Source organism: Micromonospora sp. RTP1Z1, assembly GCF_033804685.1.
GTDB lineage: Bacteria > Actinomycetota > Actinomycetes > Mycobacteriales > Micromonosporaceae > Micromonospora.
The window spans coordinates 51344-66682 of record NZ_JAPFQV010000003.1; the positions used below are offsets into that span (position 1 = coordinate 51344).

Sequence of the window (15339 nt, forward strand, 5' to 3'; positions counted from 1 at the left end):
GCGTTGACGTCGCGCGGCCCCGCCACCCGTCCCGGTGGCGGGGCCGCCGTCGTTTCCGGAGCCGGCAAGCCGGGCTGCTCGCGCGGGACGCGGAGTGATCCGGTAGGACTGTGCTCATGGCTCTGCATGTGCGCGGTGTGCTCCTGCCGGACGACGAGGTCCGGGATCTCTGGCTGGTCGACGACCGGGTCACCTTCGAACCGGTGCCGGGCGCGGAGACGGTGGCTGACGGCGGCTTCGTGCTGCCGGGGCTGACCGACGCGCACTGCCACATCGGCATCGCCCGCGGTGGCGCCCCCATCACCTCCCTCGACCAGGCCCGCGAGCTGGCCCGCACCGACCGGGACGCCGGGGTGCTCGCGATCCGGGACGCCGGCTCGCCGTACCCGTATCCCGAGTTGGACGACGAGCCGGACCTGCCGCGGCTAGCCCGCGCGGGACGGCACGTCGCGCCGCCGAAGCGCTACCTGCGCGACATCGGCGTGGAGGTCGGCGCGGCGGAGGTGGCCGCGACGGTGGCGGCGCAGGCCGCCGCCGGCAACGGCTGGGTCAAGCTGGTCGGCGACTGGATCGACCGGGGCGTGGGCGACCTCGCGCCGGCCTGGGACGCCGACACCATGACCGCCGCCGTCGCGGCCGCGCACGCCGCCGGGGTACGCGCCGCCGTGCACACCTTCTCCGAGTCGGCCGTGGAGATCATGGTGCGGGCCGGGGTGGACTCGGTGGAGCACGGCACCGGGCTGAGCCTCGACCTGGTCGACCTGATGGCCCGGCAGGGCACCGCGCTGATCCCCACGATGATCAACATCCGGACCTTCGGTGACATCGCCGAGCAGGCCCGGGCCAGATTCCCCGGGTACGCCGACCACATGCTCGCCCTGCGCGACCGCTTCCCCGAGGTGGTCCGGGCCGCCTACGAGGCGGGCGTGCCGATCTACGTCGGCACCGACGCGGGCGGTGGGATCGACCACGGGCTCGCCGCCGAGGAGATGCTGCTGCTGCACGAGCAGGCCGGCATGTCCACCCTGGACGTCCTCGCCGCCGCCTCCTGGGGCGCCCGGGCGTGGCTCGGCTTTCCCGGCCTGGTCGAGGGCGGCCTCGCCGACCTGGTCGTCTACCCGGAGGACCCGCGCCGCGACCTCCGCGTGGTCCGCACCCCGTCCCGCATCGTCCTCCGCGGCACCGTCATCCGCTGATCCCGCCCCTGGCGGGCCGAGTCCCTGGGTTCGCCCATGGTGCCCGGAAGCCTTCGGGCGGTCGGACGGCTCAGCTCACGAAGAGGCGGTACTGCGCCTCCACCCAGAAGCCGCCGCCGTCGCTGCCGCCGAAGGTCAGCTCGTGGGCGCCGGGGGCCAGCGGCGGGAGGCTGACCCAGAGGCCCCAGCAGGTGACCGGCGTCGGATGGGAAGTGGACGTCACCCCGTTGCCGAGCGCGCCGCGTACCTCGAACGGGGTCGGAGTGCCGACCGTCGCCAGTGGCAGCGGCACCCCGTCGAGCTGCGCGTGCCCGGTCGCCCGGGACACCACCGGCACCTCGCCCGGGCCAGCCGGGAACTGCCACATGTTGAACGCCGGGAAGAACAGCGGCCGGCCGGTGGGCACCGCGCAGCGCCGGGTCACCGACCCGCCGTCGGTGCCGGCCAGGAACCACCCGTCGTCCGGCTGGTGGTGCCCGGCGTGCTCGCCGGTGGTGTCACGGACCGGGTTCTTCGTCGGCCCGTGCGCCGCCACCCAGCGCACCCAGCGGGCGGTCAGCCCCTCCGGCGAGGTGGGCGGATACGGCAGCGGGGCCGGCCCGGAGGCGCGGCCGAACAGGGAGCGCAGCGGGGACATGGCCGCAGATGCTAATCACCGCGGGGCCCGTTCCGCTGCCCCGCGCGCGCCCGCCTGGACGGTGCTCCCGAGGCCCGGGCGCGCCCGAGCGCGGCGGCCCGGCGGGCGGCGCATAGGATGTGCGGTCATGGCTCGCGTGCTCACACCCCGTGCGGAAGACTTTCCCCGCTGGTACCAGGACCTGATCGCCAAGGCGAAGTTGGCCGACAACGGCCCGGTCCGGGGGACCATGGTGATCCGACCGGCCGGCTACGCCATCTGGGAGCGGATGCAGGCCGAGATGGACGCCCGGATCAAGGCGGCCGGCGCGGAGAACGCGTACTTCCCGCTCTTCATCCCGGAGAGCTACCTCAAGCGCGAGGCCCAGCACGTCGAGGGCTTCTCGCCGGAGCTGGCCGTGGTCACCCACGGTGGTGGCAAGAAGCTCGCCGAGCCGGTGGTGGTACGCCCCACCAGCGAGACGGTGATCGGCGAGTTCATGGCCAAGTGGATCGACTCGTACCGCGATCTGCCGCTGCTGCTCAACCAGTGGGCCAACGTGGTCCGCTGGGAGCTGCGCCCCCGGATCTTCCTGCGCACCAGCGAGTTCCTCTGGCAGGAGGGGCACACCGCGCACGCGACCCGCGAGGACGCCCGCGCCTACGCCCGCCGGATCCTGCACGAGGCGTACGAGGACCTGATGGTCAACGTCCTCGGCATCCCGGTGGTGGTCGGCCTGAAGACCACCCGGGAGCGCTTCGCCGGCGCGACCGCCACCTACACCTGCGAAGGCATGATGGGTGACGGCAAGGCACTCCAGCTGGGCACCAGTCACGAGCTGGGGCAGAACTTCGCCAAGGCGTTCGACATCAGCTACTCCTCGGCCGAGGGCGGCCGGGAGCACGCCTGGACCACCTCCTGGGGCACCTCGACCCGGATGCTCGGCGGCCTGATCATGGCCCACGGCGACGACAACGGGCTGCGGGTGCCGCCGAGGCTGGCGCCGATCCAGGCGTACGTGATGGTGGTCAAGTCCGGCGAGGGCGTCGGCGAGGCGGCGGCCAAGCTCCGCGACGGGCTGCGCGACGCCGGCGTCCGGGTCGCGCTCGACGACCGCACCGACACCCCGTTCGGCCGCCGGGCCGTCGACGCCGAGCTGCGCGGCTATCCGGTACGTGTCGAGGTCGGCCCCCGCGACCTGGCCGCCGGCAACGCGGTGGTGGTCCGGCGTACGGACGGCTCGAAGTCCCCGACGCCGGTCGCCGACGTGGTCGGCGCGGTCCTCGCCGCCCTGGGGGCCGACCAGCGGACGCTGCACGACCAGGCCCTGGCCCACCGCCGGTCCCGCACCGTCGAGGTGTCGACCCTCGCGGAGGCGATCGAGGCGGCGGCCACCGGCTGGGCCAAGGTGCCGTGGTCGGCGGTCGGCGTCCAGGGCGAGGCGGAGGCGAACGGCCAGGGCGTGACGGTCCGGTGCCTGCTGCGTGCCGACGGCTCGGTGCCGGACTCGGAGGACGAGTCCGACCTGGTCGCCATCCTCGCCCGCGCCTACTGAGGTGCGACCCGGCGGCCCCGTCGCCCGGTTCACGCCGGGCCGGCTGATCATGCACCGGAACGTGCGGAACGGCCGGATCGGTTGGGTCCGGCCGGCCCGGGTGGTGCTCGACGACGACCGGGGCCTGCTGCTCTGGCTGGCCCCGGGCTCGCCGGTGGCGAACGAGGTCGCCGCCGACGGGCGGGGCATGCGGGCGATGCCGTTCACCGAGTGGGTGGGCACCTCCTACCGGCTCGCGCTCGGCCGGTGGAACGGGCCGGGGCTGCTGAAGTTCCTGCCCACCGGGGCGGCCCACTCGGTCTGGTGGTTCCGGGACGCCCGGGACGGTTTCTCCCACTGGTACGTCAACCTGGAGGAACCGGGCATCCGCTGGGACGACGGTCCGGTGGCCGGGGTCGACGTGGTGGACCAGGACCTGGACGTGCTGGTCCGGCCGGACCGCCGCTGGGAGTGGAAGGACGAGGAGGAGTTCGTCGAACGCCTCGCCTTCCCCGACGACTACTGGGTGGCCGACGAGAAGGCGGTCCGGGTGGAGGGGGAGCGGGTGATCGTCCTCGCCGAGGCCGGTGCCTTCCCCTTCGACGGCACCTGGTGCGACTTCACCCCGCCGGCAGAATGGGGCGTACCGGACGAACTGCCGCTCGGCTGGGACCGTCCGCCGGTCCGCTGACGGTGTCCTCCGTCACCCGGCCGCGCAGCTTGGGTGACCTGTCCGGGTCCGGTGTGAGAGATCCGCGCCGGATCTGGCAGAATGGTTCGTTGGTATCCGGCGCGCGTCCGGCGCCCTCTAACCCGGGCGCGTCGCCAGTCCATCGAGTGGTCTCCGTCCCAAACCCCACTGGGCCGGTTGGCGCTCACCCATGCACCGCCCGTACCGGGCAGTGAGATCGCAACAGGAGCGAAACAACTGTGGCCGTAAAGATCCGGCTCCTGCGGATGGGCAAGATCCGCAACCCGCAGTACCGCATCGTCGTCGCCGACTCGCGCACCAAGCGTGACGGTCGCGCGATCGAGTTCGTGGGCGTGTACCAGCCGAAGGAAGACCCTTCGGTGATCGTGGTCAAGTCGGAGCGGGTTCAGTACTGGCTCTCCGTCGGCGCGCAGCCGAGCGAGGCGGTGCAGCGTCTGCTGGAGCTGACCGGTGACTGGCAGAAGTACAAGGGCCTGCCGGCCCCGCCGCCGCTGAAGGTCGCCCCGGAGCGGGCCGACCGCAAGGCGGCGTACGAGGCCGAGGCGAAGGCTGCCGCCGGCCTGGCTCCGGAGACCCCGGCCAAGCCGGCCAAGAAGGCCGCCAAGGCGGAGGCTCCCAAGGCGGAGGCTCCGAAGGCGGAGGCTCCCAAGGCGGAGGCTCCGAAGGCGGAGGCTCCCAGGGCGGAGGCTCCGAAGGCGGAGGCCGCCCCGGCCGAGGCTGAGGCGCCGAAGGCCGCGGAGCAGACCGGTGCCGAGTCCGGCGAGCAGGCCTGACATGGCGCTGCGTCCCGCCCTGGAGCACCTGGTCAAGGGGATCGTCGACCACCCGGACGACGTCCGGGTGCGGATGGTCGATTCCCGTCGGGGCAAGCGGCTCGAGGTCCGCGTGCACCCGGAGGACCTCGGCACGGTGATCGGGCGGTCCGGCCGGACCGCCAAGGCACTGCGCCAGGTGATCGGCTCCATCGGCGGGCGTGGAGTACGCGTCGACATCGTCGACTCGTACTGATGCTTCTCGTCGTCGGCAGGATCGGCAAGCCGCACGGGCTCCGCGGTGAGGTCACCGTGGAGGTGCGGACCGATGAGCCCGAAGCACGGTTCACCCCCGGGTCGGTGCTGCGCACCGAGCCGGGGGTGACACCCCCGGCCAACCCGGCGTCCGGTCCGGGCGTGCCATTCCAGGTGCCGGCCGAGCTGACCATCGAGGCGGTGCGCTGGCACCAGGGCCGGCTGTTGGTGGCCTTCGAGGGCGTGCTGGAGCGGGACGTCGCCGAGGCGCTGCGCGGCACCCTGCTCACGGTCGACAGCGGCGACGTCGCGTCGCCGGAGGACCCGGAGGAGTTCCACGACCACCAGCTGGTCGGTCTCGCCGTGGTCACCCCGGCCGGCGAGCGGGTGGGCGAGGTGGCCAGGATCGATCACGCTCCCGCGTCCGACCTGCTGGTGGTGCGCCGTTCCGAGGGGCGTACCGCGTTGATCCCGTTCGTCAAGGCGATCGTGCCCGAGGTCGACCTCGCCGGCGGTCGCGTCGTCGTCGACCCGCCCGCCGGTCTGCTCGATCTCTAGACCGCCGGAGCACCCCCCATGCGCGTCGACATCGTGTCGATCTTCCCGGAGTACTTCGCCCCGCTGGACCTGTCGCTGATCGGCAAGGCCCGGGCGAACGGCACGCTGCGGCTGGCCGTACACGATCTGCGGAATTGGACCCACGACGTGCACCGCACGGTCGACGACACGCCCTACGGCGGCGGCCCCGGCATGGTGATGCGGCCGGAACCGTGGGGTGAGGCGTTGGACGCCCTGGCCCCCGACGAGCTCAGCCCGGACGGCCACACGCTGCCCCGGCTGCTGGTGCCCTCGCCGGCCGGCGTCCGGTTCACCCAGGCCATGGCGCACGAGTTGGCCGCCGAGTCGCACCTGCTCTTCGCCTGCGGCCGGTACGAGGGCATCGACCAGCGGGTGCTCGACCACGCGTCCACCCGGATGCGGGTGACCGAGGTCTCCCTCGGCGACTACGTGCTGTTCGGTGGCGAGGTCGCGGTGCTGGTGATCCTGGAGGCGGTGACCAGGCTGCTGCCCGGGGTGCTCGGCAACGCCGGCTCGCTGGACGAGGAGTCGCACGCCCACGGGCTGCTCGAGGCGCCGATGTACACCAAGCCAGCGAGCTGGCGCGGGCACGAGGTGCCGGAGGTGCTCCGCTCCGGTGACCACGGGCGGATCGCCCGCTGGCGGCGGGACGAGGCGCTGACCCGGACGGCCGCGCGCCGACCCGACATGATCGCCGCGCTGCCACCGGAGAGCCTGGACAAGCGGGACCGGGCCGCGGTGGACCGGGGCGGATTTCAGCCGTCGCCGGAGGATGTGGCAGAGTAGAGGGGTTGCCGCATCCGCCCGCGCCCGCGGGCGGCTGCGAGGATCCCCGACCGGAGCCGGCGCGTCGGCCACCACCCGGGGATCAGAATCACCCATCCGCGCACCGACTGACGGTGCGCCGTGAGCCTCACGAGGACACAGCGATGAACATCCTGGACGCTCTTGACGCCCAGTCGAAGCGGGTCGACCTCCCCGACTTCCGTGCCGGTGACACCGTGAAGGTGCACGCGCGGGTCGTCGAGGGCAACCGGTCCCGTGTCCAGATCTTCCAGGGCGTCGTCATCCGCCGCCAGGGTGACGGTCTGCGCGAGACCTTCTCGGTCCGCAAGGTCAGCTTCGGTGTCGGTGTGGAGCGGACCTACCCGATCAACAGCCCGGGCATCGACCGGATCGAGGTCGTGACCCGCGGTGACGTCCGCCGCGCCAAGCTGTACTACCTGCGCGAGCTGCGCGGCAAGAAGGCCAAGATCAAGGAGCTGCGCGAGAAGCAGTCCAGCTGAACCACCGCCCGCCACGCCGCCTGAACTGCGCGGATGTCGTATCGACCGGATCGCATTACCCTGGTCGTACGGGCGCAGAAGGGCAGCGACGCCGCAGCGGTGTATCGCGCGGCACAGCAGTCCACTACCGCCCGCGGGGTCTCACGACGAGGCTCCCGGGCGGTAGTGTCGTTTCTGCGGACCGGAGAGTGGCATGGTGCAGATGCTTGACGAGGACGGCACCGTCGATCCGTGGCGCCGGCGGGCCCGGCGCACCAGGCGGCAGATGCCCCTCTGGCAGGAGTTGCCCCTGCTCCTGATCGTCGCCTTCTGCCTCGCCGTGCTGATCCGCACCTTCCTGCTCCAGGCGTTCTTCATCCCCTCGGGGTCGATGGAGAACACTCTGCTGATCGGCGACCGGGTGCTGGTCAACAAGGTCATCTACGACGTCCGGGATCCGGTGCGCGGCGAGGTGGTGGTCTTCCGCGGCACCGACAAGTGGGTCGCCCAGGAGACCCCGGCGCCGCCGGCCGGCCTCGCCGGGAAGGTCGGCCGCACCCTCGGCGATCTGGTCGGGGTCAGCCGCCCCGGCGAGAAGGACTTCATCAAGCGGGTCATCGGGATCCCCGGGGACAAGGTCTGGTGCTGCGACAAGGGCCGGGTCGTGGTCAACGGCATACCGCTGGACGAGCGGGCGTACGTGTCCGAGGATTCGCCGGCCGAGCTGCCGCCGAACCCGAAGGAGTGCCGGTCCCGGCAGTTCACCGAGGTCGTCGTGCCGGCCGGGCAGATCTTCGTGATGGGTGACCATCGGCTGGTCTCCCAGGACGCCCGCTGTCAGGGTCCGGTGCCGATCGGCAACGTGGTGGGCCGGGCCTTCATGATCGTCTGGCCCTCCGAGCGGTGGACCTCGCTGCCCGTGCCGGACACCTTCTCCAGCCTGCCCCGGGCGGACGGCGCGCCGGCCGGGCCGGCCCTCGTCGACCCCGACCCGGTGGGCGGCGTCGTCCTGATCCTCCCGGTCACGGCGGCCCTCTCCGTTCTCGCGCGTTCCGGGCGACCCCCGCGTGCCCGGCGTCGTAGGCTCCTCCCGTGATTGACGAGCAGACCGAGAAACCTCGCAGTTCCTTCTGGAAGGAGCTGCCCATCCTCCTGGGCGTGGCGATCCTGGTCGCAGTGCTGGTGCGTGCCTTCGTGCTGCAGACCTTCTTCATCCCCTCGCCGTCCATGGAGAACACTCTCAAGATCGACGATCGGGTGCTGGTCAACAAGCTGGTCTACGACTTCCGGTCGCCGCACCGGGGCGAGGTGATCGTCTTCAAGGCACCCACCGCGTGGAGCGGCAACCCGGAGGGCGAGGACTTCATCAAGCGGGTGATCGGGGTCAGCGGCGACCACGTGGTCTGCTGCGACGCCCAGGACCGGCTGGTCATCAACGGCCGGTCGCTGGACGAGCCGTTCATCTTTCCCGGGAACAAGCCGGCGGACCAGGATTTCGACATCACCGTGCCGCGGGATCGGCTCTGGGTGATGGGTGACCACCGGGAGGCCTCCGGCGACTCGCTGGAGCACTGGCAGCAGTCCGGGCAGGACATCACCGAGGCCACCATCCCCGAGGACCAGGTCGTCGGGCGGGCGTTCACCGTCTTCTGGCCGGTCAACCGGGCGACCTGGCTCACCGTCCCGAAGCAGTTCGACGGGATTCCCAATCCCTGACCCCGGACGGCGTGGGCGTTCGTCGGAGCCGTCTGGCAGGCTTGGGCGGTGACCGTCTACACCCCTCGTCGCGCGGCCCGGGTGCTGCTCGTCGACGCGGCCGGCCGGGTGCTGCTCTTCGCCGGCACCGACCCCGCCCGACCGGGCCACGCCTACTGGTTCACCCCCGGTGGTGGGCTCGACCCGGGAGAGAGCCCGGCCGACGGCGCGGCCCGCGAGCTGGCCGAGGAGACCGGGCTGCGGCTCACCCCCGCCGAGCTGGGTCCACCGGTGTGGGCCGAGACGGTCGAGTTCCCGTTCGACGGGGTCTGGTACCGGCAGGAGCAGGAGTTCTTCCTGGTCCGCGTCCCGGACTGGGAGGTGGACACGGCGGGCTTCGACGAGATCGAGCGGGCCAGTGTCACGGGCCACCGCTGGTGGTCCCTGGACGAGCTGGCCGGCACCGACGAGCGCTACTACCCGCAGGACCTGCCGGCGGTGCTGACCAGGTCGCTCGCCGCCGACCGGCCGGCCGCCGCCGGGAGTACGCCGTGCTGACGCCCCCGCGCACCGTGGTGCGCCGCGACGGCGGCCTCTACGCACTCGAGCGCGCCCTGCAACGGCGGGGCTTCCGGCACGTGGCCGGCGCCGACGAGGCCGGTCGAGGCGCCTGCGCCGGACCGCTGGTGGCCGCCGCCGCGGTGTTGCCGGAGGGGCGGCGCGGCGAGATCGACGGGCTGGCCGACTCCAAGCTGCTCACCCCGGCCAGCCGAGAGCGGATCTACGGCGAGGTGGTCGCCCGCGCCCTCGCGTACGCGGTGGTGGTCATCCCGGCCGAGGAGGTCGACGCGCGCGGGCTGCATGTGTGCAACGTGGCCGCGATGCGGCGGGCCCTCGCGTCGCTGACCACCCGGCCGGAGTACGTGCTGACCGACGGCTTCGGCGTCGACGGGCTGGACGTGCCGGGGCTGGCGGTCTGGAAGGGTGACCAGGTGGCCGCCTGCGTGGCGGCGGCGAGCGTGCTGGCCAAGGTCACCCGGGACCGGATCATGGTCGAGCTGGACGGCCGGTACCCCAGGTACGGCTTCGCCGAGCACAAGGGCTACATCACGGCCGAGCACACGGCGGCCCTGCGGGAGCACGGGCCGTGCCGGGAGCACCGCTTCTCGTACGTCAACGTGGCCACGATCTCCGGTCGGGACGGGCGGCCGCCCCGGTCCCGCCGTCCGGTCGTGGAGGGCCCGGACGAGCCGATTGAGCGCTCCGGCGCGTCAGGGGGTACCGTCGGCGTGGCGTTGGGCGAGCAGCCTCGACCTCCGGCGCCGGTGGGGGAAGATGTGGTCATGGAAGGCGGAGTGCGATGAGCGCGGAAGATCTCGAGAAGTACGAGACCGAGATGGAGCTGCAGCTCTACCGGGAGTACCGCGACATTGTCCGCCAATTCTCCTACGTGGTGGAGACCGAGCGCCGTTTCTACCTGGCCAACCAGGTCGACCTGCACGTGCGCAACTCGGACGGCGAGGTCTACTTCGAGGTCGAGATGCACGACGCCTGGGTGTGGGACATGTACCGCCCTGCCCGTTTCGTCAAGAACGTCCGGGTAATGACGTTCAAGGACGTCAATGTGGAAGAGCTCGAAAAGCCGGACATCTCCCTTCCCGCAGACTCCGGATTCGGCAGCTGACGGGTTCCGTCCGCCGCAGCTGATCCGCCCGGCCCGGGCGGATCCGGCCGCACCGCGCTCACCCCGCCAGGACCACCACCTCGACCCGCTGCACCAGGTTGTTGGCGAAGCCGCCCCGGTTCCACGACTGCTCGACCGGCTGGCGGCGTCCGGAGGCGTCCGTGGCCCGGGCGCCCAGCACGTACCGTCCCGGCTCCGGGGGCCAGTCGAAGTGCCACCGCCGCCACGCCCAGTCTCCGCCGCTCGGCTCGTCCAGCCGGGCCGCCGCCCAGCTCGCGCCACCGTCGGTGGTCACCTCGACCGCGGTGACCGGTGCGTGTCCCGACCAGGCACGACCGTCCACGGTGCACGGACCCGGACGCAGCACCCGGGTACGCGTCATGAAGTCCGGGAAGCCCGGCGGGCGGACCAGGGCGCGGGGCTCGATCCGGGTCACCGGCACGCCCGGGTCGTCGGCCTCGTTCCGCAGCCGGTACGCCACCGCGTTCTGGTAGCCGTCGAACGGCTCGGTCAGCACCCGGATGTTCCGCAGCCACTTCACGTGCGCCATGCCGTACCAGCCGGGCACGATCAGCCGCAGCGGCGCGCCGTGCTGCGGCAGCAGGGGAGCGCCGTTCATCTCGTACGCCAGCAGCACCTCCTCGCGCAGCGCGTCCGGCACCGGCAGGGCCCGCTGGTAGTCCTGCTCGACGCCCCGCTCGACGCCATGGTCGGCGCCGGTGAAGACCACGTCCACCGCGTCGGCGGACAGGCCCGCCTCGCGCAGCAGCGGCGCCAGCGGCGTGCCGGTCCACTCGGCGTTGCCGACCGCCTCCACCAGCCAGGGTTGGCTGACCGGCCGCGGCTGCAGCAGCGCCCGTCCGTTGCCGGCGCACTCCAGGGTCACCCGGTGGGTGACCCTGGGACGGTCCCGCAGCGCGGCCAGGTCGAGGCTCACCGGCCGGTCCACCGCCCCGTCGACGGTCAGCGTGTGCGCCACCGGGTCGACGTCCGGGATGTCGTAGTGGATGAGCAGGTAGTGCAGACCGGCCGGGGTGACGTCGTAGCGCAGCGCTTCGAGAGGGATCCCGTGGTTGCGCGCGGCGAGTTGCAGCTCCTCCGGGCTGATCGCCTCGTCCGGCCCGGCGATCCGGGACGGCCGGCTGACGTCGTCCACAGTGGTCATCTCTGCTCCCGGTGGTCGGTGGGCTGAGGCCCGGTCACGGGCGGGTGATCCGGTCGTGGCCGACGAACTCGAACATCGTCACGCCGGCCGGCAGCGGCCGGGGCTGACCGGTGAAGCGGTGCACGCCCACCCCCACCCCGTCGGCCGGGCTGCTCACCGCCACCGGGGTGAAGCCCTCCTCGGCGAACCAGTCGCAGATGGTGGGCACCAGGTCCGGCTCGCGGCGATTCCGGGTCCAGAAGACCGTCCCGCCGGTGGCGCAGAGAGCGGCGCAGTGCCGGACCGTGGCCCGGATGTCGGCGTCGACGATGTTGCCGAAGATCCCGCAGACCAGGACGAGGTTCGCCGGAACGAGGCCGGCGTAGTGGTCGGTCAGCGCCGCGTCCCCGACCACCACCTGCACCGCCGACAGGCCGGCCGCCGCCGCGGCCGCCCGGGCCACCTCGGCGTTGCGGGGGCCCAGCTCCACCAGGCAGGCGATCACGTCGTCCCGCCGGGGATGCGCCGCGAGCACCGGGATCAGGTCCCGTCCCTGGCCGGCGCAGAGGCTGACCACCCGGAGCGTGCCGGGTGGGGCCTGGTCCAGCGCCTCGCCGATGCGCAGCCGCAGCTCGGTCAGGCGTCGGGACAGGGCCGAGCCTGGCTGGTCGTAGTCGTCGTGCCAGGCGTACCAGTCCGGCGTCACCGGCTCAGCATAGGCGGTGGCGGGCACCGAACGGTGCGGTCGCATAGCAGATCGACTCCGCCGCCGGGGCCTGTCCACAGCCGGGCCGCCGTCCACAGTCGGCGGTGGCGGTGGTGGCGCGGCGACCGCCCCCGGGAGCAGGCTCCCGCCGTGCGAACAGTGCTGGCACCGGTGGCCCTCGGCCTCCTGCTGATCCTTCCGACGGTGCCCGCCCCTGCTGCCGGGTCGACGGCAGTCCTCCCGTCGGGAGGGATTTTCCGGGCCGGTGGTGCTCCGCCGGGCTCCGCCCTGCCGTGGGGAGGGGCGCCGCGGGCCGGGCCGCGGTTCCGGTGGCCGCTCGCCGGCACACCCCGGCCGGTGCGCCGGTTCGACCCGCCGCCCGAGCCCTGGCTGCCCGGTCACCGCGGCGTCGACCTGGCCGCCGCCGCGGGCGTCGAGGTCCGGTCGGCGGGCGCGGGCGTGGTGCTCTTCGCCGGTACGGTGGCCGGGCGCCCGGTGGTCACCGTCGGGCACGGCGACGGGCTGCGGACCACCTACGAACCGGTACGCCCGGGGCCGGCGGCCGGTGCCCGGGTGGCCGCCGGTACGCCGATCGGCACCCTGCTCGCCGGCCACCCCGGCTGCCCCGCCGCGGCGTGCCTGCACTGGGGGCTGCGGCGGGGCGAGGAGTACCTCGACCCGCTGGCCCTGCTCGGCCCGGGACCCGTCCGGCTGCTCCCGGTCGACGGCGACGGCCGCGGCTCAGCCCTGGGCGAGCAGCGCGGGGAGCCGGACCGCCAGCCGGTCGTACTCGTCGGGGGTGTTGTAGACCTGGCCGCAGAGCCGCAGCCAGCCCCGGTCGAGCCAGGTCATGACCGCCACCTCGGCGGCGAGCCGCTCCGCGATCCGGGTCCGCAGCGCCTTCGCCGCGTCCATCGTGGTGGCGACGCCGGGCGGCAGCGGGATGAGCCGCATGGACACCGTCGGTCCGCCGGGCTCCGGCAGGTCGGCCGGCGCCACCCCGAGGGCGTCGCCGACCACCCGCTGCCCGTACGCGGCGAGCGCGGCGTTGTGCGCGCGTACCCGGTCCAGGCCCAGACTGCGCAGGGTGAACAGCCCCGCCGGGGCGGCCAGCCAGGCGGTGTAGTCCAGCGTCGCCTGCCACTCGACCCGGGCGGGGAAGCCGGCCTCCTGCTCCCAGGAGACGACCAGCGGCTCGATCCGCTCCCGCCATGGCTCCGCGACCACCAGCACGGCGGTCCCTCGCGGCGCGTACGCCCACTTGTGCAGGTTGCCGACCCAGAAGTCGGCGCCGATGGAGGCCACGCTGATCGGCAGCATCCCCGGAGCGTGCGCCGCGTCGACCAGCACGGGCACGCCGCGCTCGCGGGCCACCCCGACCACGGCGGCGGCCGGGAAGAGCCGGGCGGTGGCGGAGGTGAGCTGGTCGACCACCAGCAGCTTGGTCCGTCCCGGGCGCAGCCCGGACCGGACGATCTCGACGACTTCCTCGTCGTCGGCGGTCAGCGGCACGTGCAGGGTCCGGTGCGTCGCCCCGGTGCGTCGGCACTCCCGCTGCACGGAGAAGCCGACCGCGCCGTACCCGTGGTCCGTGGTCAGTACCTCGTCGCCGGGCCGCAGTCCGAGCGACTGGAGCACCACCGCCACGCCCGTGGTCGCGTTGCCGACCAGCGCGGTGCCGTCGGGGTCGGCTCCCAGGAAGCCGGCCAGGTGCCGGCGGGTGTGGGCGATCCGGTCGACCAGGCCCTGGGTGAAGAAGCGCAGCGGGTTCGCCTCCATCTCGTCGCGCAGCCGCTGCTGGGCCCGCTGCACCCCGATCGGGACCGCGCCGAACGAGCCGTGGTTGAGATGACTGACGGACGGGTCGAGCGAGAAGAGCAGTCGAGCCCCGGGGATCGGCTCGGGCGGCTGCGGGACCGTCATCCGCCGATCGTAGCCCGCCGTCGATCATCAACTCGAAGATCGGCGTCCTCCGGTGGTGACGGGCCATCGACGGCGCGGCCCGCCGGGTCGGTCAGGCGCGCGGGTGGGCCTGCCGGTACACCGCACGCAACCGTTCCACCGAGACGTGCGTGTAGATCTGAGTGCTGGCCAGCGAGGAGTGGCCGAGCAGCTCCTGCACCGCGCGCAGGTCCGCCCCGCCCTCCAGCAGATGGGTGGCGGCCGAGTGTCGCAGTCCGTGCGGGCTGGTCCGGGGCAGGCCGGCCCGCTCGGCGTACCCGGCGACGATCCGGCGCGCGGTGGTCGGGTTCAGCCGCCCGCCCCGGGCGCCCAGCAGCAGCGCACTTCCGGAGCCCGGGCCGGCCAGGGCAGGTCTGCCCCGGCCCAGCCACGCGTCCAGCGCGCGCTGCGCCGGAACCCCGTACGGCACGGCGCGTTCCCGGCCCCCCTTGCCCAGCACCCGCACCACCCGACGGCCGTGGTCAACGTCAGCGAGGCCCAGGCCGCAGGCCTCGCTGATCCGGATCCCGGTGCCGTAGAGCAGTTCCAGCAGCACCTGGTCCCGCAGCAGCACCGGCTCGTCCGGACCGGCCGCGGACCGGTCGGCGGCCGGGTCGGCAGCCTCGGGCGGCGCGGCGGTCCGGTCCGCGCTCTCGGGCGGCGCGGCGGTCCGGTCCGCGCTCTCGGGCGGCCCGGCGGTGCGGTCGGCGGCTCCGGGCGGCGCGGTGGTCCGCTTGGCGCCCGCCGGTGGTGCTGCGGTTCGGAACGGGGCGGCCATCAGGGCGGCGGCCTGGTCGGCGCGGAGCACGGTGGGCAACTCGCGGTGGGCCTTCGGGCTCGCCAGCGGGGCGGCCACGTCGGCGGGCAGCAGCCCCGACCGATGCGCCCAGGCGCTGAAGGTGCGTGCCGACGCGGCGCGGCGGGCCAGCGAGGTCCGCGCGGCGCCCATCGTCCGCTGCTTCGCCAACCAGCTGCGCAGCACCGCCAGGTCCAGCTCGGCCAGGTCGGCGCAGCCCATCCGGACGGCGTGGTCGAGCAGCGAGACCAGGTCGGTGACGTAGGCCCGCACGGTGTGCGCGGAGCGGTTGCGTACCCGCGCCAGATAATCGGCGAAGTGGTCCACCGACTCCCGCATCGCCGGCGGCAGTCCCTCATGGGCTGCCCGGGTGCCACGTCCAGCGCCGCTCATCGCCCGCTCCGGCCCGGTGCCGGTGCGCCGGGTCGTGTCCTCACCGGCTCGTCGGCACCGGTGGAGGCCGC

At 73.5% G+C, this 15339-nt stretch carries 16 protein-coding genes and 4 pseudogenes; 14 read left to right on the forward strand and 6 right to left on the reverse strand.

All coding sequences use genetic code 11. The features are described from left to right. Positions 1 to 116 precede the first annotated feature (116 nt). Positions 117 to 1196 carry an amidohydrolase family protein gene (locus tag SLP03_RS02545; RefSeq protein ID WP_319458851.1) on the forward strand — a complete coding sequence of 360 codons (1080 nt, stop codon included), beginning with the start codon at positions 117 to 119 and terminating at the stop codon, positions 1194 to 1196. A 70-nt stretch (positions 1197 to 1266) separates the two neighbouring features. Here SLP03_RS02545 and SLP03_RS02550 read toward each other — a convergent pair whose 3' ends face one another. Beyond that, a complete protein-coding gene (locus SLP03_RS02550; RefSeq protein ID WP_319458852.1) occupies positions 1267 to 1833 on the reverse strand; it encodes a hypothetical protein in 567 nt (188 codons plus the stop codon). A gap of 127 nt (positions 1834 to 1960) precedes the next feature. Between SLP03_RS02550 and proS the strand changes: the two genes are divergently transcribed. The 12 genes and pseudogenes from proS (at position 1961) to SLP03_RS02610 (ending at position 10288) form a co-directional block, all read left to right on the forward strand. Continuing rightward, positions 1961 to 3367, forward strand: a complete 1407-nt coding sequence (gene proS, locus SLP03_RS02555; RefSeq protein WP_319458853.1) for a proline--tRNA ligase — start codon at positions 1961 to 1963, stop codon at positions 3365 to 3367. A 49-nt stretch (positions 3368 to 3416) separates the two neighbouring features. Then, complete coding sequence (locus SLP03_RS02560) at positions 3417 to 4037, forward strand: DUF402 domain-containing protein (RefSeq protein WP_319458961.1); 621 nt, start codon at positions 3417 to 3419, stop codon at positions 4035 to 4037. Between the two features lie 239 nt (positions 4038 to 4276). Further along, the gene (rpsP, locus tag SLP03_RS02565; protein ID WP_319458854.1) at positions 4277 to 4831 is read left to right on the forward strand and encodes a 30S ribosomal protein S16; all 555 of its coding nucleotides are present in this window, start codon (positions 4277 to 4279) and stop codon (positions 4829 to 4831) included. Further along, on the forward strand, positions 4806 to 5066 hold the full coding sequence (locus tag SLP03_RS02570) for an RNA-binding protein (RefSeq protein ID WP_030500803.1): 261 nt from the start codon (positions 4806 to 4808) through the stop codon (positions 5064 to 5066). The genes rpsP and SLP03_RS02570 overlap by 26 nt, the downstream gene beginning before the upstream one ends. Then, entirely contained in the window at positions 5066 to 5623 is a 558-nt protein-coding gene (rimM, locus tag SLP03_RS02575) for a ribosome maturation factor RimM (RefSeq protein ID WP_319458855.1), read from the forward strand. The genes SLP03_RS02570 and rimM overlap by 1 nt, the downstream gene beginning before the upstream one ends. Before the next feature lie 18 nt (positions 5624 to 5641). Beyond that, a complete protein-coding gene (gene trmD, locus SLP03_RS02580; RefSeq protein WP_319458856.1) occupies positions 5642 to 6430 on the forward strand; it encodes a tRNA (guanosine(37)-N1)-methyltransferase TrmD in 789 nt (262 codons plus the stop codon). Between the two features lie 143 nt (positions 6431 to 6573). Further along, positions 6574 to 6930 carry a 50S ribosomal protein L19 gene (rplS, locus tag SLP03_RS02585; RefSeq protein WP_319458857.1) on the forward strand — a complete coding sequence of 119 codons (357 nt, stop codon included), beginning with the start codon at positions 6574 to 6576 and terminating at the stop codon, positions 6928 to 6930. A gap of 193 nt (positions 6931 to 7123) precedes the next feature. Then, a pseudogene (gene lepB, locus SLP03_RS02590) lies at positions 7124 to 7992 on the forward strand (signal peptidase I). A 9-nt stretch (positions 7993 to 8001) separates the two neighbouring features. Beyond that, positions 8002 to 8625: a signal peptidase I gene (gene lepB / locus SLP03_RS02595; RefSeq protein WP_319458858.1), complete on the forward strand. Its 624-nt coding sequence runs from the start codon at positions 8002 to 8004 to the stop codon at positions 8623 to 8625. Positions 8626 to 8673: 48 nt separating this feature from the next. Then, a complete protein-coding gene (locus tag SLP03_RS02600) occupies positions 8674 to 9162 on the forward strand; it encodes an NUDIX hydrolase (RefSeq protein ID WP_319458859.1) in 489 nt (162 codons plus the stop codon). After that, a complete protein-coding gene (locus SLP03_RS02605) occupies positions 9156 to 9968 on the forward strand; it encodes a ribonuclease HII (RefSeq protein WP_319458860.1) in 813 nt (270 codons plus the stop codon). Before SLP03_RS02600 ends, SLP03_RS02605 begins: the two co-directional genes overlap by 7 nt. Continuing rightward, on the forward strand, positions 9965 to 10288 hold the full coding sequence (locus tag SLP03_RS02610; RefSeq protein ID WP_011905215.1) for a DUF2469 domain-containing protein: 324 nt from the start codon (positions 9965 to 9967) through the stop codon (positions 10286 to 10288). Before SLP03_RS02605 ends, SLP03_RS02610 begins: the two co-directional genes overlap by 4 nt. Before the next feature lie 58 nt (positions 10289 to 10346). Here the strand turns inward: SLP03_RS02610 and SLP03_RS02615 are convergent, their stop codons facing one another. Next, the gene (locus SLP03_RS02615; RefSeq protein WP_319458861.1) at positions 10347 to 11453 is read right to left on the reverse strand and encodes a sulfite oxidase; all 1107 of its coding nucleotides are present in this window, start codon (positions 11451 to 11453) and stop codon (positions 10347 to 10349) included. A gap of 34 nt (positions 11454 to 11487) precedes the next feature. Continuing rightward, positions 11488 to 12138 carry a class I SAM-dependent methyltransferase family protein gene (locus SLP03_RS02620; RefSeq protein WP_319458862.1) on the reverse strand — a complete coding sequence of 217 codons (651 nt, stop codon included), beginning with the start codon at positions 12136 to 12138 and terminating at the stop codon, positions 11488 to 11490. Between the two features lie 159 nt (positions 12139 to 12297). On the opposite strand from SLP03_RS02620, the pseudogene SLP03_RS02625 reads away from it, so the two are divergent. Next, positions 12298 to 12867 (forward strand): annotated as a pseudogene (locus tag SLP03_RS02625) (murein hydrolase activator EnvC family protein); the annotation flags it as partial. 12 nt (positions 12868 to 12879) lie between these two features. Here SLP03_RS02625 and SLP03_RS02630 read toward each other — a convergent pair. The 3 genes and pseudogenes from SLP03_RS02630 to SLP03_RS31480 all read right to left on the reverse strand — a co-directional run. Next, entirely contained in the window at positions 12880 to 14061 is a 1182-nt protein-coding gene (locus SLP03_RS02630) for an aminotransferase class V-fold PLP-dependent enzyme (RefSeq protein ID WP_319458863.1), read from the reverse strand. A gap of 91 nt (positions 14062 to 14152) precedes the next feature. Next, a pseudogene (locus tag SLP03_RS31475) lies at positions 14153 to 14656 on the reverse strand (tyrosine-type recombinase/integrase); the annotation flags it as partial. Positions 14657 to 14853: 197 nt separating this feature from the next. Further along, positions 14854 to 15268, reverse strand: a pseudogene (locus tag SLP03_RS31480) (site-specific integrase); the annotation flags it as partial. Positions 15269 to 15339 lie beyond the last annotated feature (71 nt).